This is a genomic window from Gemmatimonadaceae bacterium (genome assembly GCA_019637355.1).
In the GTDB taxonomy this organism is placed as follows: domain Bacteria; phylum Gemmatimonadota; class Gemmatimonadetes; order Gemmatimonadales; family Gemmatimonadaceae; genus Pseudogemmatithrix.
This window is the reverse complement of record JAHBVT010000001.1, coordinates 2390348-2413937: the sequence shown is the minus strand read 5'-3', so window position 1 is coordinate 2413937 and position 23590 is coordinate 2390348. Positions and strand designations below refer to the sequence as shown.

17 protein-coding genes are annotated in these 23590 nt (G+C 69.2%); 8 read left to right on the top strand and 9 right to left on the bottom strand.

Translation table 11 applies throughout. The features are described from left to right. Positions 1-4 precede the first annotated feature (4 nt). Together KF689_11100 and KF689_11095 are read left to right on the top strand one after the other, a co-directional pair. Entirely contained in the window at positions 5-949 is a 945-nt protein-coding gene (locus tag KF689_11100; protein ID MBX3133913.1) for a branched-chain amino acid transaminase, read from the top strand. A gap of 51 nt (positions 950-1000) precedes the next feature. After that, a complete protein-coding gene (locus KF689_11095; protein ID MBX3133912.1) occupies positions 1001-1603 on the top strand; it encodes an HNH endonuclease in 603 nt (200 codons plus the stop codon). Here KF689_11095 and KF689_11090 read toward each other — a convergent pair. The 5 genes from KF689_11090 to KF689_11070 all read right to left on the bottom strand — a co-directional run bounded on the left by KF689_11090 (position 1600) and on the right by KF689_11070 (position 6943). Beyond that, positions 1600-2250 carry a hypothetical protein gene (locus KF689_11090; protein ID MBX3133911.1) on the bottom strand — a complete coding sequence of 217 codons (651 nt, stop codon included), beginning with the start codon at positions 2248-2250 and terminating at the stop codon, positions 1600-1602. The two genes, KF689_11095 and KF689_11090, sit on opposite strands and share 4 nt — an antisense overlap. Positions 2251-2254: 4 nt before the next feature. Continuing rightward, a complete protein-coding gene (locus KF689_11085; GenBank protein ID MBX3133910.1) occupies positions 2255-3952 on the bottom strand; it encodes a hypothetical protein in 1698 nt (565 codons plus the stop codon). Between the two features lie 26 nt (positions 3953-3978). Next, positions 3979-5355: a sigma-54-dependent Fis family transcriptional regulator gene (locus KF689_11080; GenBank protein ID MBX3133909.1), complete on the bottom strand. Its 1377-nt coding sequence runs from the start codon at positions 5353-5355 to the stop codon at positions 3979-3981. A 95-nt stretch (positions 5356-5450) separates the two neighbouring features. Then, positions 5451-5726 carry a hypothetical protein gene (locus KF689_11075; protein MBX3133908.1) on the bottom strand — a complete coding sequence of 92 codons (276 nt, stop codon included), beginning with the start codon at positions 5724-5726 and terminating at the stop codon, positions 5451-5453. Further along, a complete protein-coding gene (locus tag KF689_11070) occupies positions 5726-6943 on the bottom strand; it encodes a HAMP domain-containing histidine kinase (protein MBX3133907.1) in 1218 nt (405 codons plus the stop codon). Before KF689_11070 ends, KF689_11075 begins: the two co-directional genes overlap by 1 nt. Before the next feature lie 326 nt (positions 6944-7269). On the opposite strand from KF689_11070, the gene KF689_11065 reads away from it, so the two are divergent. Next, positions 7270-8868 carry an NYN domain-containing protein gene (locus KF689_11065; GenBank protein ID MBX3133906.1) on the top strand — a complete coding sequence of 533 codons (1599 nt, stop codon included), beginning with the start codon at positions 7270-7272 and terminating at the stop codon, positions 8866-8868. 85 nt (positions 8869-8953) lie between these two features. On the opposite strand, the gene KF689_11060 is transcribed toward KF689_11065, so the two are convergent. From KF689_11060 to tdh, 3 genes are all read right to left on the bottom strand, one after another. Further along, entirely contained in the window at positions 8954-9841 is an 888-nt protein-coding gene (locus KF689_11060; protein ID MBX3133905.1) for a sulfurtransferase, read from the bottom strand. Between the two features lie 97 nt (positions 9842-9938). Then, positions 9939-11141, bottom strand: a complete 1203-nt coding sequence (locus tag KF689_11055; protein ID MBX3133904.1) for a glycine C-acetyltransferase — start codon at positions 11139-11141, stop codon at positions 9939-9941. 81 nt (positions 11142-11222) lie between these two features. After that, a complete protein-coding gene (tdh, locus tag KF689_11050; protein ID MBX3133903.1) occupies positions 11223-12251 on the bottom strand; it encodes an L-threonine 3-dehydrogenase in 1029 nt (342 codons plus the stop codon). A 116-nt stretch (positions 12252-12367) separates the two neighbouring features. Between tdh and KF689_11045 the strand changes: the two genes are divergently transcribed. Then, positions 12368-14371 carry a PAS domain-containing protein gene (locus KF689_11045; GenBank protein MBX3133902.1) on the top strand — a complete coding sequence of 668 codons (2004 nt, stop codon included), beginning with the start codon at positions 12368-12370 and terminating at the stop codon, positions 14369-14371. An 18-nt stretch (positions 14372-14389) separates the two neighbouring features. Here KF689_11045 and fdhF read toward each other — a convergent pair whose 3' ends face one another. Then, entirely contained in the window at positions 14390-17344 is a 2955-nt protein-coding gene (gene fdhF / locus KF689_11040) for a formate dehydrogenase subunit alpha (protein MBX3133901.1), read from the bottom strand. Positions 17345-17454: 110 nt separating this feature from the next. Here fdhF and KF689_11035 point away from each other — a divergent pair, with 110 nt between their 5' ends. From KF689_11035 to KF689_11020, 4 genes are read left to right on the top strand one after another with little or no spacing between them, the layout of a single operon-like run. Continuing rightward, positions 17455-19071 carry a TldD/PmbA family protein gene (locus KF689_11035; GenBank protein MBX3133900.1) on the top strand — a complete coding sequence of 539 codons (1617 nt, stop codon included), beginning with the start codon at positions 17455-17457 and terminating at the stop codon, positions 19069-19071. Beyond that, the gene (locus KF689_11030) at positions 19071-20441 is read left to right on the top strand and encodes a TldD/PmbA family protein (protein MBX3133899.1); all 1371 of its coding nucleotides are present in this window, start codon (positions 19071-19073) and stop codon (positions 20439-20441) included. Before KF689_11035 ends, KF689_11030 begins: the two co-directional genes overlap by 1 nt. Further along, positions 20442-22064 carry a TldD/PmbA family protein gene (locus KF689_11025; protein ID MBX3133898.1) on the top strand — a complete coding sequence of 541 codons (1623 nt, stop codon included), beginning with the start codon at positions 20442-20444 and terminating at the stop codon, positions 22062-22064. After that, positions 22061-23437: a TldD/PmbA family protein gene (locus KF689_11020; protein ID MBX3133897.1), complete on the top strand. Its 1377-nt coding sequence runs from the start codon at positions 22061-22063 to the stop codon at positions 23435-23437. Before KF689_11025 ends, KF689_11020 begins: the two co-directional genes overlap by 4 nt. Positions 23438-23590 lie beyond the last annotated feature (153 nt).

The window sequence follows — 23590 nt, the reverse complement described above, 5'->3', positions numbered from 1 at the left end:
GATCTTGTCCAAGGGCTCCGGGGCTACCGACCTCATCTGGCGCGATGGCGCCCTCGTCCCTTGGGACGACGCCAAGCTGCACGTGATGAGCCACGTCGTGCATTACGGATCGAGCATCTTTGAAGGCATCCGTGCCTACAAGACGCCCACCGGTGGAGCGGTCTTCCGGCTGCGCGAGCATATGCGCCGCTTCCAGGACTCGGCCAAGATCTACCGGATGCCGATGGCGTATTCGCTGGACCAGCTCTGCGCCGCGGTGACAGAGACGATTGAGGCGAACGGGCTCGACACCTGCTACATCCGGCCGTTGGCCGTGCGGGCAGGGCAGGAGATGGGGGTGCTGCCGACGAACGCGCCGGTGGAAACCTTCGTGATTTGCTGGAAGTGGGGCGCCTACCTCGGGCAGGATGCGCTCGAGGAAGGCGTGGATGTGACGGTGAGCAGCTGGCGGCGCGCCGCGCCGGGGACCTTCCCGGCGATGGCCAAGGCCGGCGGCAACTATCTCAGCTCGCAGCTCTCCAAGATGGAGGCACGCGGCGATGGGTACGTCGAGGGCATAATGCTCGACGTGCACGGCCACGTGTCGGAAGGCAGCGGGGAGAACCTCTTCGTCGTGCGCGACGGGGTGCTCTACACGGCGCCCCTCGCGGCCAGTATCCTCAATGGCATCACGCGCGATGCGGTGGTCACGATTGCCCGCGACTTGGGGTATGAGGTCCGGGAGCTGTTGATGCCGCGGGAGTTCCTGCTCATCGCGGACGAGGTCTTCTTCACCGGCACGGCGGCCGAGATCACGCCGATTCGCAGCATCGACAAGAGTCCGATCGGCGCGGGGAAGCGAGGCCCCGTGACCAAGGTGATCCAAGAGCGATTCCTCGCGATTGCCACCGGCCAGTCGCCCGATACCAGAGGCTGGCTGACCCCGGTGCCCCCGGCCAAGAGGAGTTGACCGTCACGCCGACGGTCGTCCCCTCGAAGCCCTCGACTTGAGGAGGTAGGTGTGACCGTCGGCTGTCTCGCGCTCAACGCATCCTTCGAACCCCTGACGATGGTGCCGCTCAAGCGCGCCCTGCGTCTGGTCATCGATGGCAAGGCCGAGATCGTCGAGTCGGACCGCGGCAAGGCGGTGCGCTCGGAGCGCCTCGCGTTGCCGCGCCCGGTGGTCATCCGCCTGCGCAAGTTCGTGCACGTGCCGCGGCGCTTCCGTCGCCAGGTCACGAACACCTTCCTCTTCGCCCGCGACGGCTACCGCTGCCAGTACTGCAACCGCGCCAGCTATGAGCTGCGGCCGCGCGAGTCGCTCACCCGCGACCACGTGGTGCCCATTTCGCGCGGCGGCCTCAACGTCTGGACCAACGTCGTCACCGCCTGCTCGAGCTGCAACACGCGCAAGGCCAACCACCTCTGCGCTGAGATCGGGATGCACCTCGCGCACGCCCCGGTGGAGCCGCACTTCGTGCACCTCTCCTGGGCCGTGCGGCGGCTCACGCCCACGCAGGCGCGCTACATCAAGCTCTTCTATGGTGGCGATGTCGTGCGGCAGCTCGAGGCGCTGGAGCGCCGACACGGCGGCAAGTTGCCGCCCGAGGCCCAGGCGCTCTAACGCGGCGGGCGGAAGGTGCTGGTACGGGCGGCGTATTCGCGCCGCTCGCCACCCAGCAACCGGGTGGTCAGGTTCCGCAGGCCGCGCGTGAACGCCGTCCCCGGGTTCCGCTCGCCGCGCATCGCCGGCGTAAGCTCGCCGCGCAGCCACGCGTTCACCTCGTCGAGGTCGGAGACGCTCAGCGTCCGCACCTCGAGCGAGGCCTGATAGTAGTAGAGGCGATTCCGCGTCGGCGCCGCGACGGGCACGCGCAGCGGACGCCCCACCGCCGCCAGCGCATCGTCGAGTCGCACGAAGCTGCCCAGCGAGAGCACCCGCTCACCGACGCGCTGGCTCACCTCGTAACGCTGGTCCGTGCCGCGCCAGCGCACCAACACTTCCCACTCCACCGCGCGGTGCAGCTCGTCGGCGAAGCGCGCGCTCGACCACAGCTCCACCCGGTAGCGCAGCCGCGCCGGGAAGCCGCTCTCGAGCAGCTCGCGCATCCGCTTGTCCGCCAGCACCCCGCGGGCGCGCACCAGCGGGCCCTCCTCGGTCACGCGCGACGCGGTCGGGAGCTGGATCTCCAGTCCCGGCCCGCGCTGCGCCTCCAGCGGCGACCCGAGGGCCGCCGCGGCGATCGCGAGCAGAAGGGCGCGCCGACGCATCACGTCAGAAGCGGCGCCCCAAGCGCACCAGGAAGTTCACCGGCTCCTTCGCCGTCGTCACCGACTTGGCGAAGTACACGCCGAGCCCGCCAAGGTCCACGCCCAAGCCGAGCGAGGTGCGGAAGGTGTTCAGCGCCGGCAGTCCGCGGTCCTGGCGGATCGCCGGGTCGCCGTCGCCCACCGTCCAGCCGCGGCCCGCATCGGCGAACAGCACCCACTGCCCGCGCCCATTGAAGCCCGGGCGCCACCACTCGTCGCCGCGGTCCGTCCGCACCCAGTTCACGTGGAAGTCCTGCCGCAGCTCCACCTGCGTCAGCGCGATACGGTCGCAGAGCGTCGCGCGCCCCGGCTTCGTGGCGATGCCGCCGCAGGTGAACACGTCGTCGTCGTACGGATTGCGACGGAAGTCGTAGCCCTCGATCGTGCCGGGCCCGCCCACCGAGAGCTTCCGCTGCAACGGCAGCTCGTCGCCGCCCAGCTGCCCACCGGCCACGACGCGCAGGTTGAGCTGCGTGCCGGGCGAAAGGTTCGTGTACCGTCGCGCATCCACGAAGCCGCGTGTGTACGTCACCGCTTCCCATATGTCGGCGCCGAGTGTCGGGTCGAGCACGGTCTGCAGCGAGCGGCCGATCGTCCCGTTCCCACGCTCGAGGCTGGCCGCGATGAACCAGCCTCCGAGCCACGGCGCGCGCAGGCGCTGCCGGGTGTCGACGTTTAGCCGCAGGCTCAGCAGGTCCACCGTGCCCTTGTCCACGTTCGGGTTCACGCGCCACGGGTCCGTATCGCGCAGCAGGGTTGCCGGACGTCGCGCATCCACGGATCGCCAGCGCTCCGAGCCCACCGCGACGGTCAGGGCGACTTCCTCGCCGATGCGTCCGCCGATGCTGCCCTCCGCACCGTGGCGGCCGTAGTGGTCGCGCAGGTCGCGGTGCAACACGAACGTCGCCAGGCCGGCCTCGGTGTTGGAGAGCTGCCAGGCCTCCACCGGCTCGATCACGTCAAACAGCCGTCCACTCAGCACCACGCCGGCCTTCTTTCCCACGCGCAGCTCGGCACGTCCGTCGTGCCCGATCGACCCACGGTCCCAACGGTACGGCTCGGCCGAGCGCACGACGCCCAGCGCCTCGACCTGCACGCGACCCCAGTCGGTGGTGCGCCGGAAACGCGGCCCGATGAGGATCGGCAGGCCCTCGACGCGGTTGTAGGTGCGCGCGGCGACGAAGAACAGATCGGTGTAGGCATCGCGCCCCGCATCATCGCGGCTGGCGATGCGCGGTCGCCATTCCGCCGCGAAGAAGTCCTCGGGCTCGATGCGGTCGCCGTCCATACTGTAGCGCAACAGCTCCAGCTGCGTGCGCACGTTGCCGCCGATCCGCACGTCCTCGGCGCGGTCCACCACGCCACCCACCACGAGCAGGTCGCCGCCGACGGACGCACCGCTGAGCAGGCGCACGTCGGCGTTGATGATCACCAGCGAGCCCGTCACGCGACCGGCGATGACCGCCGGCCCGTTCAGGACGCCGACGTTGCCGATGACCTCTCGCCCCGCGGGGATGTCGTAGCTGCCCATCACGCGCGTCGTCGCGCCGTCGTTCCACAGCGCCACCGCCGCCGACGCGACGCCGCGCGTCTCGCGCCCCTGGGACGCCACGGCCGGCGCCACCATCATCACGGCCGCAAAGGCCGCCACCGCGTGTCGCATCACTCGCTCCAGTGTGGGTTCCACCGTCACTCTACCCCGGTGATGCCCAGCCGGCGCATCCTCCGATACAGGTTCGGCCGGTCGGTCTGCAGGCGCCGCGCCGCCTCGGCTACCACGCCGTTCGCGGCCTGCAGCGCGCGTTGGATCAACAGGCGCTCGTACTCGTCGAGTTGGTCGCTGAGTCCCATCCCCAACTGCTCGGCGTCCGGCAGTGCTGCTGGCGCGGCGGTGGCGACGTCGAGCGCCGGCAGCACCTCGCGCACGTCATCCGCCGAGATACTGCGCCCGGCGTGCAGGATGGCCAAGCGCTCCACGATGTTGGCCAGTTCGCGCACGTTGCCCGGCCAGCGGTAGCGGGCCATCGCTTGCACGGCTTCGTCTGTCCACGTCGGGGCCGGCTGGCCGCTGCGCCGCCGGTATAGCGTCGCGAAGTGCAGCACGAGGTCGGGGATGTCCCCCGGGTGCTCGCGCAGCGGCGGCACCGACATCGGGATCACGTTGAGACGGAAGTACAGGTCCTCGCGGAACCGGCCCTCGCGCACTTCGCGCGCGAGGTCGCGATTGGTCGCCGCCAGGACGCGCACGTCCACCTTGATGTGCCGCCCGCCGCCCACGCGCTCGATCTCTCTCGCCTCGATCGCGCGCAGCAGCTTGGCCTGCGCCTCCGCCGAGAGTTCGCCGACTTCGTCGAGCAGCAGGGTGCCGGTGTGCGCCAGCTCGAAGCGCCCGATGCGCCGTTCCGTCGCGCCGGTGAAGGCGCCACGCTCGTGCCCGAACATCTCGCTCTCGACGAGGTCGCGCGGGATCGCCGCGCAGTTCACGCGCACGAACGGCTTCTCCCGCCGGGCGCTCTGCGCGTGGATGGCGGCCGCGACCAACTCCTTGCCCGTCCCCGACTCGCCGCTGATGAGCACCCGCGCATCGCTGGGCGCCACCCGCGCGATCATCGCGCGCACCGCCTCCAGCGCCGGACTCGTGCCCACGAGTTGGCCGGCGAGGCCCAGGTCCGCGCGCAGCGCCGTGCGTTCGCGCCGCGCCTGGCGCAGCTCCACCGCGCTCGAGATCGCCAGCAGCACGCCTTCGGGCGTGAGTGGCTTCTCGAGGAAGTTCACCGCGCCCAGCCGCGTGGCCTTCACCGCGTCGCCGAGCCCGGCGCGCCCGGACATCATCACCACCGGCAGGTCTGGGATCTTCTCGCGGAGCTGCTCGAGCAGCACGAGCCCGTCAGTCGGGTTCGGCATCATCAGGTCGAGCAGCGCGAGGTCGGGCGCCGTCTCGATGGCTTTCGCCAGGCCCGCGGCGGCGTCGGCCGCTTCGTGGACCTCATAGCCCTCGCTACTCAACAGGGCGCCGATCATCCGGCGGATGTTGGGTTCGTCGTCGACGATCAGTACCGAGGACATTGGGGAGTGGGAGACGGGAGAAGGGAGGAGGGTGACGGCAGGGAGAGGGGAGATGCGAGACGGTCGGGAGACGGGAGATGTGACGGGAGACGGAACTAACGTGGTTCCCCTGGCGGGAGCACCGCTGGAGCCTTCTCACGCTCGGCCAGGAGCTTCGTCACGAAGCGCTGGCCCTCGCTGATGCGCTCGATCTCCACGGCCATCGCGTCGATCGCCTGCTCCATCCGCTCGAGGCGGGCGTCCGTCTTCAGTTCGTTCTTGCTGGGTTCGCGCTTCTTGCGGTCGGCCCAGACCTTGATCAGCGGCAGGCCGAGCGCGAGCACGATGACGGTGAAGAAGAAGCCACCGATGGCAAGAATGTCCTCGTCCATTAGTTCTCCGGGTTGGCGGCGGCGGGCGCGGCCGGTAAATGGAGGCGGATCTCGGTCCCCTCGCCGGGAACGCTCTCGGCCTCCACGCGGCCGCCGTGCGAGGCGACCGTCTGTTTCACGATGGCGAGGCCGAGGCCGGTCCCGCCGGTCTTGCTGGTGACGTACGGCTCCCAGATGCGCTCGAGTGCCTCAGGCGGGATGCCGACGCCGTCGTCCCGTACGGCCAGCGTCACGAGGCCGTTTCGGCCCGTCACGCGCACGCTGATCGCGCCCTTGCCCTGCACGGCATCCACCGCGTTCAGCAACACGTTCGCCACCGCGCGCTGGAGGGCGTCGTGCTGCCCGACGACCACGAACGGCCCGCCGTCGGTGCGCACTTCCTGCGTCACGCCGCGCGGGACGTTCGAGCGCAAGGTCTCGCGCGCGAGGTCGGCGAGGTCCACCTCGGCCACGGGGCCTTCGGGGAGACGGCCGAACTGTGCGAAGTTGCGGGCCATCGCCTCCAGCCGCGACGACTCGGCGTCCAATACCTCCACCGTCTCGCGCAGCTCGGGTGGCACCTTCTGCCGCAGTGTCGCGACGGCGAAACGGATGGGTGTGAGCGGGTTCTTGAGCTCGTGCGCCACCTGCCGCGCGGACTCGCGGAATGCCGACAGCCGTTCGGCCTCGATCGCCGAACGCCGTCCTGCTTCGATGTCCGCAGCCATCGTCCGCATCCGTTCGCGCAGCACGCCGAACTCGGGCGCGCCGCGCGAGTCGCTGATGGCGGGCGCCGGCAACGATTCGCCACGCGCGATGCGTTCGGTCCAGCCGACCAGTTCATCCAATGGCCGCGAAAGCTGCCGGCTCAGGTGGCCGGCCACCCGCGAGGCGATGTACGAGAGCAGCATCGCAATCACGAGCCCGAGGCCGAGCAGCAGGACCGCCATTCGCTCGACGAGGAACCGAAAGCGACGGGCCTGCACCCGCGACTCGCCGAGCTCCTCCTCGTGGCGGGCAAGCAGCTCGAAGGTCCGCGGGCTGGCCGGGGCCTCGCGGGCCGCCCGGATGGCGGCCTCGCCGCTGTTCGCGATCTGCTCCCACGCACCCACGGTGGAAAGCCGCGGGAGGATGCGCGCGGTCAGTCCGCTCCAGGTCAGGGTCAAGACGACCGCCGGAACGAACGTGAACAGTGCGAGGATGGCGAACAGCCGAGTCCGGAACCGCGGGGTAGGCACCCTCCAAATCTGGGGCCTTTTAGCCCCCCGCGCAGGGCCGGAAGTGACCTCCCCACTGACATTTGCACCGTTTCCGACTACCTTTCTCATTCGGGACGCGCTCGGCGCGTCGATGATTCGCAGCGCTTCGGCGCGCAACCATCGGCACGTCGAGCCCGCGGACCCCAGCGGGCGAGTTGTCCGCGCCAGAGGCGTCTTCCGGTGACCCCAAGTGGTCCGGACGAGTTTGTGAGCGCGCGACCCTCGGACCAATTCGGTCGCACCCGCCGGTACTCAATCGGCGATCCACGCCAGGAAAACAGATGCACCCTCGTTCCGCTTCACCCGTGGCCGCGCGTCAAGCGCGCGTCCCGGTCGCCCCATTGCACCGGGGCCCGCAGGCCAGCGCACTCGGCGGCACCTCCGCCCACGCGCCCAATGCCGCACTGCTCATCGACTTCGACAACGTCACGATGGGCATCCGCTCCGATCTCCAGACGGAGCTCCGCAACCTCCTCAGCAGCTCCATCATTTCGGGCAAGGTCGCCGTCCAGCGCGCCTACGCCGACTGGCGCCGCTACCCGCAGTACATCGTCCCGCTCAGCGAGTCGTCCATCGACCTCATCTTCGCGCCGGCCTACGGCTCGTCGAAGAAGAACGCCACGGACATCCGCCTCGCGGTGGACGCCATCGAGCTCGTGTTCACCCGCCCCGAGATCGGCACCTACATCCTGCTCTCGGGCGACAGCGACTTCTCTTCGCTGGTGCTCAAGCTCAAGGAGTACGGCAAGTACGTCATCGGCGTCGGCATCCGCGAGTCGTCGAGTGACCTGCTCGTCCAGAACTGCGACGAGTACTACAGCTACAACGCCCTCGCCGGCCTGGTGAAGTCCAGCGACGAGGCCGGGGCGGCCAAGAAGTGGGACCCCTGGGAGCTCGTGACCGAGTCCATCCAGCGGATGCAGAAGAACGGCGACGTGATGCGCGCCGACCGCCTCAAGCAGGTGATGCAGGAGATCGATGCGACCTTCGACGAGAAGAACCTCGGGATGTCGAAGTTCTCGCGCTTCTGTATGGAAGCCGCGCAGAAGGGCCTGCTCCACGTCTCGAAGCTCGAGAACGGGCAGCTCGAAGTCGGTCCGGCCCGCAAGGAGGGCGGCGCCCCGGCCGCCGCCGCAGCGGCGCCCCGCGCCGAAGGCGAGCGCGAGGACCGCGAAGGCCGTGTCCGTCGTGGCCGTCGCGGCCGTGGCGGGCGCGGGCGCGATCGTGAGGATCGCGCGACGCCGGAGCAGGGCGCGAAGGCCGTCGCCGCCGCACCGGCCCCCGTCAAGATCGACGAGTCCATCGGTGTCAGCGGCATTCGCTTGACCCGCGACGAGGCCTTCGGCCTCGTGCGCGATGCGGTCAATGCCGTCGCCGCCGGCGACAACCCGGTGCCCAGCGAGACCGTGCGCGCCAAGGCCCACGCATTGCTCGGCCGCGACTCCGAGTCGCTGTCGGCCAAGAACTTCGCGCGCATCCTCAAGGACGCGCACGATGCCGGCCTGCTCGACCTGCGCAAGCGCGGCGAGGCCTTCGAGGTCACGGCGGTCACCGATGCCCCGACGATCGCCGACCAGCTCAGCGCCGCCGAGGCGGCGCACACGCCGGCACCCAAGGCCGCCACGCCCGCCCCGCGCGGGATGGGCATCCGCGGGATTCCGGCCGGACGCGGTGGGCGCGGGGCACGCAGCGCCAAGCCCGTGCCGTCGTCGCTGCTGTTGCTCGGTGTGGTCGAGGATGATGCGCCGGTCGAGGCCCAGGCCGACGGCGTCGCCGACGCGAAGGCCGAGACCAAGCCAGCCAAGAAGAAGGCCGCTGCCAAGAAGAAGGCGGTGAAGGCCGAGACCAACGGCGAGGCGCCCAAGGCCAAGAAGCCGGCCAAGAAGAAGGCCGCCAAGGCGTAGGACGGAGCAAGACGGAAGACGGAAGGGGCGGTGCACATCCTTGTGCACCGCCCCTTCCGTCTTCGCGCTGCTGCGCCCCGCGACGCTACGGCGATCCGAGCAACGCCACCGGCAACGTCGCGTCGCGGCTCCACTCATCGAACGACCCGTCATACAGCGCGACGTCCCGTCCGAGATGCCGCAGCGCCAGGTACATCCACGAGGCCTGCAGTCCGATGTGGCAGTAGGTGGTGAGCGCGTCGTCCGAGCTGATGCCCGCGGCCGCGACCATCTGCTCCAGCTCGGCCATCGGCTTGAGCCGCCCATCGCTGCCCACTGCGGTGTTGAACGGCAGGTTGACCGCCGAGGCGATGTGACCGCCGCGCGGCATCCCGTTGTCGCGGCGGTTCTCGTAGAACTCCGGCGTCCGCGCATCGACCAAGCGGCGTCCGCGCCCATCGGCCGAAGCCCGCACCGCCTCGCGCGTCGCGAGCCGATCGGCGTCGGGCCGCACACGCAGGTCGCCCGCGGCCACCTGCAGCGCGCCGCCGCTGCTCAGCGCCTTCGACGCCGCGCGCCAGGCCGGCAAGCCACCGTCCAGCACCGCCACGCGGCCCCGCATCCCGGCCCACTCCAACGTGAAGAACGCCCGGCTCGCGCGCGTGAACGCCTGCGGCGTATCGAAGACGATTACGACGCGTGAGTCTTCACGAACGCCGACCGCGCGCAGGCCCGCCTCGAGCCGATCCGGCGCCGGCAGCTCCATCCGTAGTCCGCCTTCCATCTGCGGCGCGAGCACGACGGCATCGAAGTCCAGCCGCTGCGCCGCCGGCACGTGCGTCGCGCGGAAGGACAAATCGCTGCCCAGCTGCAGGACGACGAGGGCGGGGCGGGCGAGTTCGGCGCTCAGCCAGTCGATGCTGACGACAGGTGGGAGCGTGGGGGACTGGGCCTCGAGTGGGGACGGATGACGGATGACGGATGCGAACAACACGAACGTGCAGATTCGGAGGAAACGGGCAACGCCCCGCCTCGGCCGCGCACTGACTCCCTCGCTCGCACGAATCGACCATCCGTCATCCGTCCCCAAATCACTTGATCACTCCCGTCTTCAGCCCCACCCGACGGATCGCCGAGACCGCGAACTCGAGGTCCGCACGGCTGTGACTCGCCGAGATCTGGCAGCGCAGGCGCGCCGTGCCCTGCGGCACCACCGGGAAGCCGAAGCCGGTGACGAAGATGCCTTCGTCGAGCAGCATCTCGCTCATCTTGATGGCATCGGCCGTCTCGCCGATGATGATCGGCACGATCGGTGTGTCGCCTTCGAGCGGGTTGAAGCCGGCCTCGATGATGACGCTGCGGAAGAATGCCGTGTTGTCGCGCAGCAACTGCACGCGCTCCGGGTGCTTCTCGATGAACTCCACCGACGCCAGCGCGCTCGCCGCCACGGTCGGCGGCAGGGCGTTGGAGAACAGCTGCGGCCGCGAGCGCTGCGTCAGCGTGTCGCAGAGCGCCGCCGGACCGGCGACGAAGCCACCCGCAGCGCCGCCCAGCGCCTTGCCCAGCGTGCTGGTGATCACGTCGACCTCGCCGAGCACGCCGAAGTGCTCGGCCGTGCCGCGCCCCGTCTTGCCGAGCACGCCGGTGGCGTGCGAGTCGTCCATAATCAGGATCGCGTCGTGATCCTTGGCGATCTGCAGCAGCTGCGGCAGCTTGGCGATGCTGCCTTCCATCGAGAACACGCCGTCGGTCCAGATGAGCCGTCGCTTGGCTGCCTTGTGCGCCGAGAGCTTCTCGACCAGGTCGTCGAGGTCCGAATGCTTGTACACGGCGGTCGTGCACTTCGTGATCGCCTTCGCCAGGCGGATCGAGTCGATGATCGACGCGTGGTTCAGCGCATCGGAGATGACGAAGTCACCTTCCTGCACGATGCTCGCGGTAAGCCCTTCGTTGGCGTTCCACGCCGAGACGTAGCTCATCGAGGCCTCCGTGCCGACGAAGCGCGCCAGCGCCGTCTCCAGCTCGCGGTGCACCGTGAAGGTGCCGCAGATGAAGCGCACCGATCCCGTACCCGCGCCGAACTGCTTCAGCCCGTCGATGCCCGCCTGCACCACGCTCGGCTCATCACAGAGCCCGAGGTAGTTGTTGGACGAGAGAATGAGCACCTCGCCGCGGCCTTCCATCTGCACGCGCGCGGACTGGGGCGACGCCAGATGGTTGAGTTTCTTGTAGGTGCCGGCGGACTTGAGTTGGTCGATGCCGGCCTGAAGCTCGGCGACGAAGTTCTTATTCATTGTAAGGACTGGACGGATGACGGATGACGGATGCGAACGGCGGATGTCGTTGGCATCCGTCATCCGTCATCCGTCGAAAACTCAGCTGATTTCGAATACCACCTTCCCCGCCTCTCCGCTCTTGATCGCGGCGATGGCAGCGGCGTGATCTTCCAGCTTGAACCGATGCGTGATCACCGGTGTCGGGTCGAATTGCCCCGCGCGCAGGAACTGCGTCATCTGGATCCAGGTGTCGTACATCCGCCGGCCGACGACGCCGTACACGGTGATGCCCTTGAAGATGACTTCCGTCGCGAAGTCCACGTCCATCGGCTTGGCGGGGATGCCGAGCATCTGCACGCGGCCGCCGACGCGCACGAGCTTGAACGCCTGGTGGATCGCCGCAGGCACGCCGCTCATCTCGAGTACGACGTCGACGCCCAGCCCGTGCGTAGCTTGCTGCACGGTTGCGTCGGCGTCCTTGGGATGCACCGCGCTGTGCGCGCCCATCCGCGTCGCGAGCCCCAAGCGCTTGGGGTTCACGTCGCTCGCCACGATGTGCGATGCACCGGCCGCCTTCGCGATGCCAACGGCGAAGATGCCGATCGGGCCGCAGCCCGTGACCAGCACCGTCTTGCCTGAGAGCTCGGTGCCGTGCAGCGCCGTGTGGAAGGCGTTGCCCATCGGATCGTGGATGCCGCCGATCTCGAACGGGATGTTCGCGTCCAGCTGCCACACGTTGGTGGCCGGCATCGCGATGTAGTCGGCGAAGGCGCCGTCGCGGTCCACGCCGATGATCTTGGTGTTCGGGCACACGTGCGCGTTGCCGGTGCGGCAGAGATGGCACATCCCGCATACGATGTGGCCCTCGGCGGTCACGCGGTCGCCAACCTTCACGTCGGTCACCAGCGCTCCGACCTTCTCCACTTCGCCGGCGAACTCGTGCCCGACCACGAACGGCGGCTTGCACCGCCCCTGCGCCCAGGCGTCCCACTCGTGGATATGCACGTCCGTGCCGCAGACGCCGGCTCGGCGGACGCGAATCAGCACCTCATCGTCGCGGATGGAGGGGATCGGGACGTCCTTGAGCGTGAATCCCGCTGATGGGGCTTCCTTGACGAGTGCGCGCACGGGGCAGGGGAGAGGGGCCGACAGCCGATACTGAAAGGGAAGATTGGCTACGTTTCTTCTCAGAAACGCCGCCGTACATTCCCGGAAATATAGGGGCTACCCCCCAGACGCACCGAATGTCTGCTGCTCGTCCGCGCCTCTCCGCGCCAGACGGCGTCCCGCTCGCCGTCGCCGTCGCGCTCACGCTCACCCTGTTCGTCGTAACCTGGGTGTCGGGGCCGGTGCTGCGGCATATGCCGCAGGCCGTCATTCCGTGGCCGGTGCACGGGATCGCGCTCGCGATCCTCCTCGCCGCGCGTCCCAAGGACCGCATCGGCCTGGCCCTCGGCATCTGGACGGCTGTCGCGCTCGGGGCGGGATTGCACAGCCAGGACTGGCCGCGTTCCTTCGCCGCCGGCGCGCAGATGACGGCGCAGAGCATCGTCATCACGCTGTTGCACCAGTGGCTCTCCCGCGGACGCCACCCGCTGCGGGGCGTGCTGTCGTACGCCTGGCTCGCGGTGGCCGTCCTCTTCGGCATCCTCCCCACCACGATGCTCGTCACGCTGGCGCGGACGATCGTCGGTGCGCAGTACATCCCGGGCTACACCTTCGCCCTGTGGTGGGTTGCGGCCGTCACGTCCATTGCCGCCATCACGCCGCTGCTGATGGCACCCACTGCGCCCGTGCATCCCGAGGTCCGACGCGCCCGCGGCAGCCCGGCGGAGTTTGCGGCCGTCGCCTCGTTGTACGTCGTGGCGCTGCTCAGCGCCTTCCTCGCGGTGGGCAACGAAGTCTTCGTCTTGCCGCCAGCGGTCGCGAGCATCCCCTTCCTCATCTGGGCGGGACTGCGCTTCGGTGTACGCGGTTACGCCTTCTTCGCGCTGCTCTTCTTCACCGCCGTCATCGTCTCCACCCTGCTCGACGTCGGGCCGTTCTCAGACTTCGGGCGCGACCCGATGGTCCGCGGCCAGCGCGCGTGGATCTATATCGCGTCGCTCGCCGGCCCGACGATGCTCTTTCCCATCGCCCTCGCTGAGCGCGCGGCCGCCGAGGCCCGCGCCCGCGGTGCGTTCGCGCAGCTGGCCGCCATCATCGAAAGTTCCGGCGACCTCATCGCCGCCGTCGATCGCGACCTCGTCGTCATCGCCGTCAATCCGGCCTGGGTGCGTGAGTTCGAGGAGGTCTCCGGCGTGCGGGTGCGCGCCGGGATGCCGATGGCCGCAGCCGTTGCCGCGCTGCCCCTCGACGCAGCCGACTCGCTGAGCCATTGGCGGCACGCCCTGGCCGGCGAGCAGTTCACCGTCACCCGGAAAGTCGGCGACCCCGAGCGCGCCCGCCACGAGTACGAGATCGCCTACAGCCCGGTGCGCGACGAACGCGGCGACATCGTCGGCGCCAGCCAGGTGGTCCGCAACGTCTCGCACCGCCGCAAACAGGAGGCCGCGGCCGCCGATGCCCGTCGCCTCGAGGCGCTCGGTCGCCTTGCCGGCGGCGTCGCGCACGACTTCAACAACCTGATGACGGCGGTCGTGGGCTACACCGGCATCGTCGCCGGCACCCTGCCCGCCGACGACCCACGCCAAGCCGACCTCGCCGAGATTGAGAAGGCGGCCACCCGCGCCGGCGAGCTCACGCAGCAACTGCTGGCCTTCGCGCGCCGGCGCATCATCGAACCCAAGCTCGTGGACATCGGTGAGCTCGTCGGCTCGTTCACGCGTCTCCTTGCGCCCCTCCTCGGCTCCACCGTGCGGCTCACCGTCGCCGTCGGCGACGCGCTGCCCACGGTGCGCCTCGATCCGGTGCAGTTCGAGCAGGTTCTGATGAATCTCGCCATCAACGCGCGCGACGCGATGCCCGTGGGCGGCGATCTCGCCGTCGAGGTCGTCGCCACGCAGTACCGCAGCGGCGATGGTGTACGTCTCTCGGTCCGCGATACCGGCCACGGGATGAGCGCCGAGACCCTGGCGCGCATTTGGGAGCCGTTCTATACCACCAAGCCGCAGGGGCGCGGCACGGGGCTCGGGCTTGCGACGGTGCACGGCATCGTGCACCAGGCCGGCGGCGAAATCAGCGTCGAGTCCGCCGAGGGTGCCGGGACGACGTTCCACGTGCTGCTGCCGGCGGCCGCGACCGCCTGAGCGCGCCGCGCCGGCGCGCTACACCAACGCCGGCTTCACCGCTTCCACGCGCACTGCGCACACCTTGAACTCGGGAATCCCCGACGGGCCGTCCAGTGCGGGGTTCGTCAGGAGGTTCGCCGCCGCCTCCCGGTAGTGCATCGGGACGAACACCTGCCGCCGCGCCACGCGATCCGACAGCCGCGCCGCGATGCGGATGCTGTTCCGCCGCGACGTGAGGCTCACCTCGTCGCCGTCGCGCACGCCGAGCTCCTCGGCATCCAGCGGGTTCAGCTCCACCGTCGCCGTGCTTTCGCGTGCATCGAGCGCCGTCGACCGCCGCGTCATCGTGCCCGTGTGCCAGTGGTACATCTGGCGCCCGGTGTTCAGGAAGAACGGGTACTCGTCGTCCGGCAGCTCGGCCGGCGGGAGATACTCCGTCGCCACCAGTCGCGCCTTGCCGTCGACGGTCGGGAAGCGGTCGGCGAAGAGAAACGCCGTCCCCTCGTGCGTGACGTCAGGCACCGGATACTGCAGTCCACCCGGTCGCTCGCGCAGCCGTGCGTGCGACACGCCCTGCCAGTTCGGCGTCACGCGCGCGATCTCGTCGAACACGTCCGCCGCCGTCGTGTAGGGCGTCGGCACACCGAGACGCCGCGACAGGTCCAGCACGATGTCGAGGTCGCCGCGGGCATTGCCCGGCGGCTCCACGGCCTTCCGCGCCAGTTGGATGCGGCGCTCGGTGTTGACGTACGTGCCGTCCTTCTCGGCGAACGACGCGCCCGGCAGCACCACGTCGGCGCAGCGCGCCGTCTCGGTCAGGAACAGGTCCTGCACCGCGAGGAACTCCAGTCCGAGGAACCAGTCCTCGGCGTGGGCCACGTCCGGATCCGAGATGATCGGGTTCTCGCCCATCACGTACATCCCGCGCACCGGCGTGTCCTGCCCCACGATCTCGGTCACCTTGCGCCCGACCTTTGCATCCAGCGTCGCCGGGTCCACGCCCCAGGCCTCGGCGTACAGCGTGCGCACCGCCGGGTCGTCCACGCGGCGGTAGTCGGTGAACGCGAACGGGATCGCGCCCATATCCGAGGCGCCCTGCACGTTGTTCTGCCCGCGGATGGGGATCATCGGCGCGCCCCAGCGGCCGATCATCCCGCAGGCCAGCATCAGGTTGAGCAGTGACGTGACGATGTCGGTGCCGGTGTGGTGCTGCGTGAGGCCCATCGCCCAGAGCGTCGCCGAGCGCGGGCCCTTCGCGTAGAGCTCGGCGGCGCGTCGGATCGTCGCGGCCGGAACGCCGGTGATGCTCTCGGCCAGTTCCGGCGTGTAACGCTGCACGGCCGCACGGACTTCCTCGAAGCCCGTCGTGCGCGCCGCAATGAACGCCTTGTCCTCCAACCCCTCGGCCAGGATGTGCTGCAGCATCGCGTTGAGCAGGGCGACGTCGCTGCCCGGCAACAGCTGCAGGTGCACGTGGGCGCGCGCCGCCAGCTCGATGCGGCGCGGGTCGGCGACCATCAGCGTCGCGCCGCGCTTCAGTGCCCGCTTGATCGCCGCGCCGAACACCGGATGGCTTTCGGTTGTATTGGCGCCGAGGATGAAGATGACGTCGCTCTCGTGCTCCACCTCGCGCATCGAGCCGCTGGCCGCCGAGGTGGCGATGGCGCGCTGCATCGCGCTCACCGAGCTCGAGTGGCAGAGCCGCGTGCAGTGATCCACGTTGTTGGTGCCGAGGCCGGCGCGGAACACCTTCTGCAGGACGTAGTTCTCCTCGTTCGCGCACTTGGCGCTGGCGAAGGTCGCGAGCGAGTGTGGTCCGTGCGTGTCGCGTAGTCCGGCGAGGCGCTGGGCGGTCAGCTCCATCGCTTCCTCCCAGGTCGCCTCGCGGAACGGCTCAAACCAGCTCGCCGGCGTGGCGATGCGGTCGCGCGGGTCGGCCAGGGCGGCGTCGGCGCCGGCGTCCACGCGACGGCGGAACGGGTTCGTGCGCGGACGCCGGTTCTTTGGCGTCTGCCCTTCGGATTCCACCGACTCCCAGGGGCCGCCGCGGCGCGCGAACCGTGACGCCGCCGGGTCGCTGGACGCGTCGAAGCGCCACTGCCCATCCGCTCCGCGCTGCCAGCCGCGCCGGATCAACGGCGTCGTCAGTCGGTCGCGGTGCAGGATGAAGTCCGTGCCGAAGCGGCCCTTCACGCAGGTGCTGCCCTCGTTCGGCGTGTCTTCCTCGATCCACGGCGAGACCACGCGCGTCACCTGGCCATCGCGCACCTCGAGGTCGAGCTGGCAGCCCACCGCGCAGTACGGGCACACCGAACGCACCGACTCGGCCGGAGCGTCCATCGTGCCCTGCCTCATCTTGGCCAGCGGCAGGATGTCGTGGATGGCGCCCGTGGGACACACGCGCACGCACTCGCCGCACCAAGTGCAGCCGGCGTGCTCGGGGTTGCCGTCCGCCCCGACGATGATCTCCGTGTGCTCGCCGCGTTCGGCCACGTCCAGCACGCCCACGACCTGGATGTCCTCGCAGGCGCGGACGCAGCGCGTGCACAGGATGCACGTGGACATATCGTGCGTGATGATGTGGTCGCTGGGGCGCTCGTCGCCGCCGCGCAGCGGCAGCTCGGCGGAGCGACGCAGCGGCACCCCGTAGCGATGCACCATCGCCTCGAACTCGTTGCGCCCGCGATCAGCCGGGATGTCCTCCACCGGGTAGCGCTCGAGCAGCAGCGAGAGCACGCCCTGGCGGTTCTTCACCGCCGCCTGCGACTCCGTGTGCACGACCATCCCATCGGACGCGGGCGTGGCGCAGGCCGGCAGCAGCTTGCCCGTCCCGTCCACCGAGACCAGGCAGATGCGGCAGTTGCCCACCGTCGGGAGCTTGGGGTACCAGCAGAGCGTCGGCACGTCGATGCCGGCGCGGCGCGCCGCATCGAGGATCGTGGCGCCATCCGCGACCGCGCATTCGCGGCCGTCGATGGTCAACGTGGGCATCGCGGCAAACTCCAGAGGGGGGAACCGATGTCTGAACGTTGTCACGCCACCCGCGCGTACACAATGCATCGCGTCGTATATTCGGATGTCTCATTTCCCGAGGGCATAGCGTGAGCACTTCCCGTCGTGAGTTCCTGCGGACCTCCGCGGCCGTTGCCGCCACCGCCAGTCTCCTCGTACCGGGCCGCGCCCAAGCCGAGGCCCCTCGTCCCGCCTTCAGCGGCGAGAGCGACCACCGCGAGCTCGCTGTGCGCGCCATCGATGCCGCCCGCCAGGCCGGCGCGTCCTACGCCGACTGTCGCATTTCGTCGGCACGCTCGCAGAACATCGGCACGCGCGAGCGCCGCGTCACCAACATCGGCGACAACGAGACCTTCGGCTTCGGCGTCCGCGTGATGGTCGAGGGCACCTGGGGCTTCGCCGCGTCCAGCGAACTCTCGGGCGACGAGGTCGTCCGCGTCGCGCGGCAGGCCGTCGCGCAGGCCCGCGCCAACCGACGCGCGATGGTGAAGCCGATCGACCTCGCACCGATCCACCACCCGCCCGTGCCCAACGGCCAGTGGCGTTCGCCGGCGCGCATCGATCCCTTCACCATCGCCATCGAGGACAAGGCCGCCTACCTGCTCGAGGCCAACGCCGCGGCGCTGGCCGCCGGCGCGCGCTTCGTCAACTCGCAGATGTTCTTCCTCAAGGACGAGAAGACCTTCGCGAGCACCGAGGGCACGGTCACGCAGCAGACCATTATGCGCGCCCAGCCGGGGATGACCGTCACGATGGTCTCGGCCGACAACCGGGACTTCCAGATTCGGCAGAGCACCGACATCCAACCCCGCGGGCTCGGCTACGAGCACGTGCTCGACGCCGACCTCAAGCGCCACGCCGCGCGCTGGGTCGAGGAAGCCCGCCAGAAGCTCACCGCCAAGCCGGTCGAGGTCGGGCGCTACGACCTCATCCTGCACCCGACGCACCTCTGGCTCACGATCCACGAAGCCATCGCGCACCCGACCGAGCTCGACCGCGCGTATGGCTTCGAGGCCAACTACGCCGGCACCAGCTTCCTCGCGCCGCCGGAGAACTTCCTCGGGAAGTTCCGCTACGGCCCGGACTTTATGAACGTCACCGCCGACCGCTCCGCGCCCGGCTCGCTCTCGGCCTGCGGCTGGGACGACGAGGGCGTCGCGCCCGAGACCTTCCATATCGTGAAGGACGGCATCTTCGTGGACTACCAGACCACGCGCGAACAGGCGATGTGGCTCGACTGGTGGTACAAGTCGCGCAATATGCCCACCCAGTCCCACGGCTGCTCCTACGCGCAGACCTGGGCCGACGTGCAGTTCCAGCGGATGCCGAACGTCAACCTGATGCCTGGCGAGCGCGACCTCGTGTGGGACGACCTCATCGCCGCCACCGAGAACGGCATCGCCATCGTCGGCGACGGCTCCTTCTCGATCGACCAGCAGCGCTACAACGCCCAGTTCGGCGGCCAGCTCTTCTATGAAGTGAAGGGCGGCAAGATCGTCGGGATGCTCAAGGACGTGGCCTACCAGATCCGCACGCCGGAGTTCTGGAACGCGATGGATATGATCGGGGGCCAGCGCAGCTATGAACTCGGCGGTGCCTTCGGCGACGGCAAGGGCCAGCCCTCGCAGTCCAACGCCGTCTCGCACGGCTGCCCGCCCACCCGCCACAAGCAGGTCAACGTGATCAACACCGGGAGGAACGCGTAATGGCGCCCCGCTCCCTGCGCGCCGTCGCGCGCCACCTCTCCCGGGCCGAGTGCGAAGCGATCACCAAGCGCGTCCTCGAGCTCTCCACTGCCGACGAGTGCCGCGTGACGGTGAACTCCGGCGTGCGGGCCAACACCCGCTTCGCCGTCAACCAGATCTCCACCGCCGGCGACAACTACAACGCCGCGGTCAGCATCCGCGCCGTCTTCGGCAAGAAGGTCGCCAACGTCACCGTCAACCGGCTCGATGACGCCGCCCTGCGCGAGGCCGTGCAGAACGCCGAGCGCATTGCACGCCTCGCGCCGGACGATCCGGAGCTGCTGCCGGAGCTTGGCCCGCAGTCGTACGACGAGTCCATCGTCTGGAACGACGCCACGGCCTCGCTCGAGCCGGAGGCGCGTGCCGATGCTGTCCGCCAGATTACCGAGCGTGCCCGCGCCGCGGGCCTCGTCAGCACCGGCTACCTCGAGGCACAGGCGCAGGCCTTCGCCATCGCCAACAGCGCCGGCCTCTTCGCCTACCAGCGCAGCACCGGCGTGGCCTTCACCACCACCGTGCGCACCGAGGACGGCCAGGGTTCCGGCTGGGCCGGTGCCTCCGACAACGACTTCACGCGTATCGATCCGCGCGCGCTCGCTGAGCGCGCCATCGAGAAGGCGCGGCGCTCCACCAATGCCGCGGCAATCGAGCCCGGCCGCTACACGGTGGTCCTCGAGCCCACCGCCGCCGCCAACCTCATCCAGCTCATCGGCGGCGCACTGAACGCGCGCAACGCCGACGAGGGCCGGTCGTTCTTCTCCAAGGCCGGCGGAGGAAACAAGATCGGCGACAAGGTCGTAGACGAGCGCGTGACGCTCTACTCCAATCCGCTCGACCCGCGCGTCCCCGCGAACACCGTCAGCGGCGATGGCTCGCCGAACCGCGCCAACACCTGGATCGAGAACGGCGTCGTCAAGAACCTCGCCTACGACCGCTTCTGGGCCCAGCGCACGGGCAAGCCGCAGGCCAGCACCGGCGGGACGCTGGCGATGAACGGCGGCACCGAAACCGTCGAATCGATGATCGCCTCCACCCAGCGCGGCCTGCTCGTCACGCGATTCTGGTACATCCGCTCGGTGGACCCGCGCACCATCCTCTTTACGGGACTCACCCGCGACGGCACCTTCTTGATCGAGAACGGACGCGTCACCCGTCCGGTCAAGAACCTCCGCTACAACGAGTCGCCAATCTTTATGCTGAACAACCTGATGGCGATGGGCCGTCCCGAGCGCGTGAGCGCCTCGGAGTCCGGCGGTCCCGGACAGGCCATTATGATCCCGGCGATGAAGATCCGGGACTTCAACTTCACCTCGACCAGTGACGCCATCTAAATGACGGACCGCCGCGACTTCCTCCGGACCACCGGAGCCGCTGCGGCCGCGGCCATCGCCTTCGCGTCGACCCCACGACGCGCAGGCGCCGCCCCGGCCCTGGACGACCTCGACCGCTTCCAGAGCGGCCTCTCGAAGGAACTCCTGATGGATGCGATCAACGCGGCGAAGGCCGCGGGCGCCTCGTACGCCGACGCCCGCATCGCGCGCATCCGCCAGAACTTCGTCGTCACCCGCGAACAGCAGATCGTGAACGTCGTGGACACCGACACCCTCGGCTGCGGCGTCCGCGCCCTCGTCGACGGCTGCTGGGGCTTCGCCGCCACGCGCACGCTCACCCGCGACGCCATCACCGCCGCGGCCCGAGAGGCCGTCGCCATCGCCCGCGCCAACCGCATCGCCCGCGACCGCTCCGTCGAGCTCGCGCCGGTGCAGTCGTATCCCAACGCCACCTGGCGCTCGGCCTACACCCGCGATCCCTTCGAGGTGCCGCTGGAGGAGAAGGTCAACCTCCTGCTCTCGGCCAACGCCGAGGCGATGAAGGTCGACAACGTCCGCTTCGTCAACAGCATCCTCTTCTTCGTCAAGCAGGAGAAGCTCTTCGCCAGCACCGAGGGCACCGTCAGCGACCAGACCCTCATCCGCAGCTGGCCGCTGTTCACCGCGACCGCAGTCAAGCCGGACTTCACCGACTTCCAGAGCCGCACCGGCGCCGAGGCCGCCCCGATGGGCCGCGGCTACGAGTACGTGCAGCAGTGCGACCTGCCCGGCAACGCGCGCAAGTGGGCCGAGCAGGCCAACGAGAAGCTCTCGGCCAAGCCCGTGGACGTCGGCCGCTACGACCTGGTTTTGGCACCGAGCAATATGTGGCTGACCATCCACGAGTCCATCGGCCACCCGACCGAGCTCGACCGCGCGATGGGCTACGAGGCCAACTACGCCGGCACCAGCTTCATCGCGCCGCCGGAGCGCCAGTTGGGCACGCTCAAGTACGGGCCGAGCTTTATGAACGTGCAGGGCGACCGTTCGCAGGAAGGCGCCCTCTCGACCATCGGCTACGACGACGACGGCGAGCGCCCGGACGACTTCCTGATCGTCAAGGACGGGATGTTCAACGACTACCAGACCACGCGCGAACAGGCGCCCTGGCTGCGCGACTGGTACGCCAAGAACGGCCAGCCCCTGCGCTCGCACGGCTGCTCGTACGCCGACAGCTGGGGTAGCGTCGCCTTCCAGCGCATGCCCAACGTCTCGTTGATGCCGGGCAACGACAACACGAGCTGGAACGACCTCATCGCCGGCGTCGACCGCGGCATCGCCATCGTCGGCGACGGCTCGTTCTCGATCGACCAGCAGCGCTACAACGCCCAGTTCGGCGGCCAGGTCTTCTACGAGATCCGGGGCGGCAAGCTCGAGGGGATGCTCAAGGACGTCGCGTACCAGATCCGCACGCCGGACTTCTGGAACTCGATGGACGCCATCGGCGGGCGCGACAGCTACGAGCTCGGCGGCTCGTTCTTCGACGGCAAGGGCCAGCCGCCGCAGGTGAACGCCGTGAGCCACGGCTCGCCGCCGGCGCGCTTCCGCCAGGTCAACGTGATCAACACCGGGAGGCAGGGATGAGCGCGATCAAGCGGCTCAAGCAAGGCGTCCCGGCGGGGGCGGTGCTCTCGCGCGCGGATGCGCAGGCCATCGCCGAGCGCACGATGCGCTTCTCCAAGGCCGACGGCATCGATGTGCAGCTCGGCTCGAACCACACCACCAACGTGCGCTTCGCCGACAACCAGATGAGCACCGCCGGCGCCGTCACCGACAGTCAACTGGTGGTGCAGAGCTGGTTCGGGCCCAAGCACGCTATCGTGACCACGAACGACCTCTCCGAGGACTCCCTGCGCCGCTGCGTAGAGCAGTCGGAGGTGCTGGCGCGTCTCGCCCCGGACGATCCGGAAGCAATGCCGCTGCTCGAGCCGCAGCAGTATCTGCCGGTGGAGGCCTACTTCGAGAGCACCGCGGCGACCGACGCCGCGGCGCGCGCCCGCGCTGCGCTGACGGCGCTGCAACCCGCCCGCAGTTCCGGCGACCTCAAGGCGGCGGGATATCTCGTCGTCGGCGCGGGATGCACCGCGCTGGCCAACTCCAAGGGGATGTTCGCCTACCACCGCGCGACGAGCACGAACTACACGCTGACCGTGCGGACGGCCGACGGCACCGGATCCGGCTGGGCGGCCGCCGACCACCCCGATTGGCGGCAGGTCGACTTCGCGCGCGTCTCGCAGCGCGCCATCGACAAGGCCCGTGCGTCGCGGACGCCGCGCGCCGTCGAGCCCGGCCGCTACACCGTCATCCTTGAACCGCAGGCCGTCGGCGACCTCGTCCAGCTCATCGCCTTCTACGCCGACGCCCGCCTCGCCGACGAAGGTCGCTCGCCGTTCTCCAAGCAGGGTGGCGGCAACAAGGTCGGCGAGAAGATCGTGGACGAGCGCGTGACGCTCTTCTCCGACCCGCAGGATCCGCAGCTCCTCGGCCAACCCTTCGACGGCGAAGGGATGCGCCTCGCTCGCCAAGTGTGGGTGGAGAACGGGCAATTGAACACGCTGCAGACCTCGCGCTTCTGGGCGCAGAAGCAGAATCGTGTTGCGACCGGGGGGGCTACGTCGTTGAAGATGCAGGGCGGGTCGAGTTCGATGGACGAGATGATCCGGAGCACCGAACGCGGCATTTTGGTCACCCGCTTGTGGTACTTACGCGAAGTCGATCCGCGCACCATTCTTTATACGGGCTTGACACGCGACGGAACTTTCCTTATCGAACAGGGAAGAATTTCTCGCTCAATTCAGAATTTGCGGTTCAATGAGTCCCCGCTGTTCATGTTGAACAACCTCGAAATGCTCGGCAACGCAGAGCGTCTCGCAGGGACGGAAGCCGGTGGCAGCGTCGTGATGCCGGCCTTGAAGGTTCGCGATTTCAACTTCACCAGCCTCTCCGAGGCGGTGTGAGCATCAAGTCCCAGGGCACCGGGACGCACGAACTGCGGTAGTGGCGACACTGCCGTAGCGCCCCACCGATCCACCGGGGGATCGGCCGGGAACACAACTCCTTTAAGGAGATAGTACAATGGCTGCCAAGAAGAAGAAGGCCGCGAAGAAGGC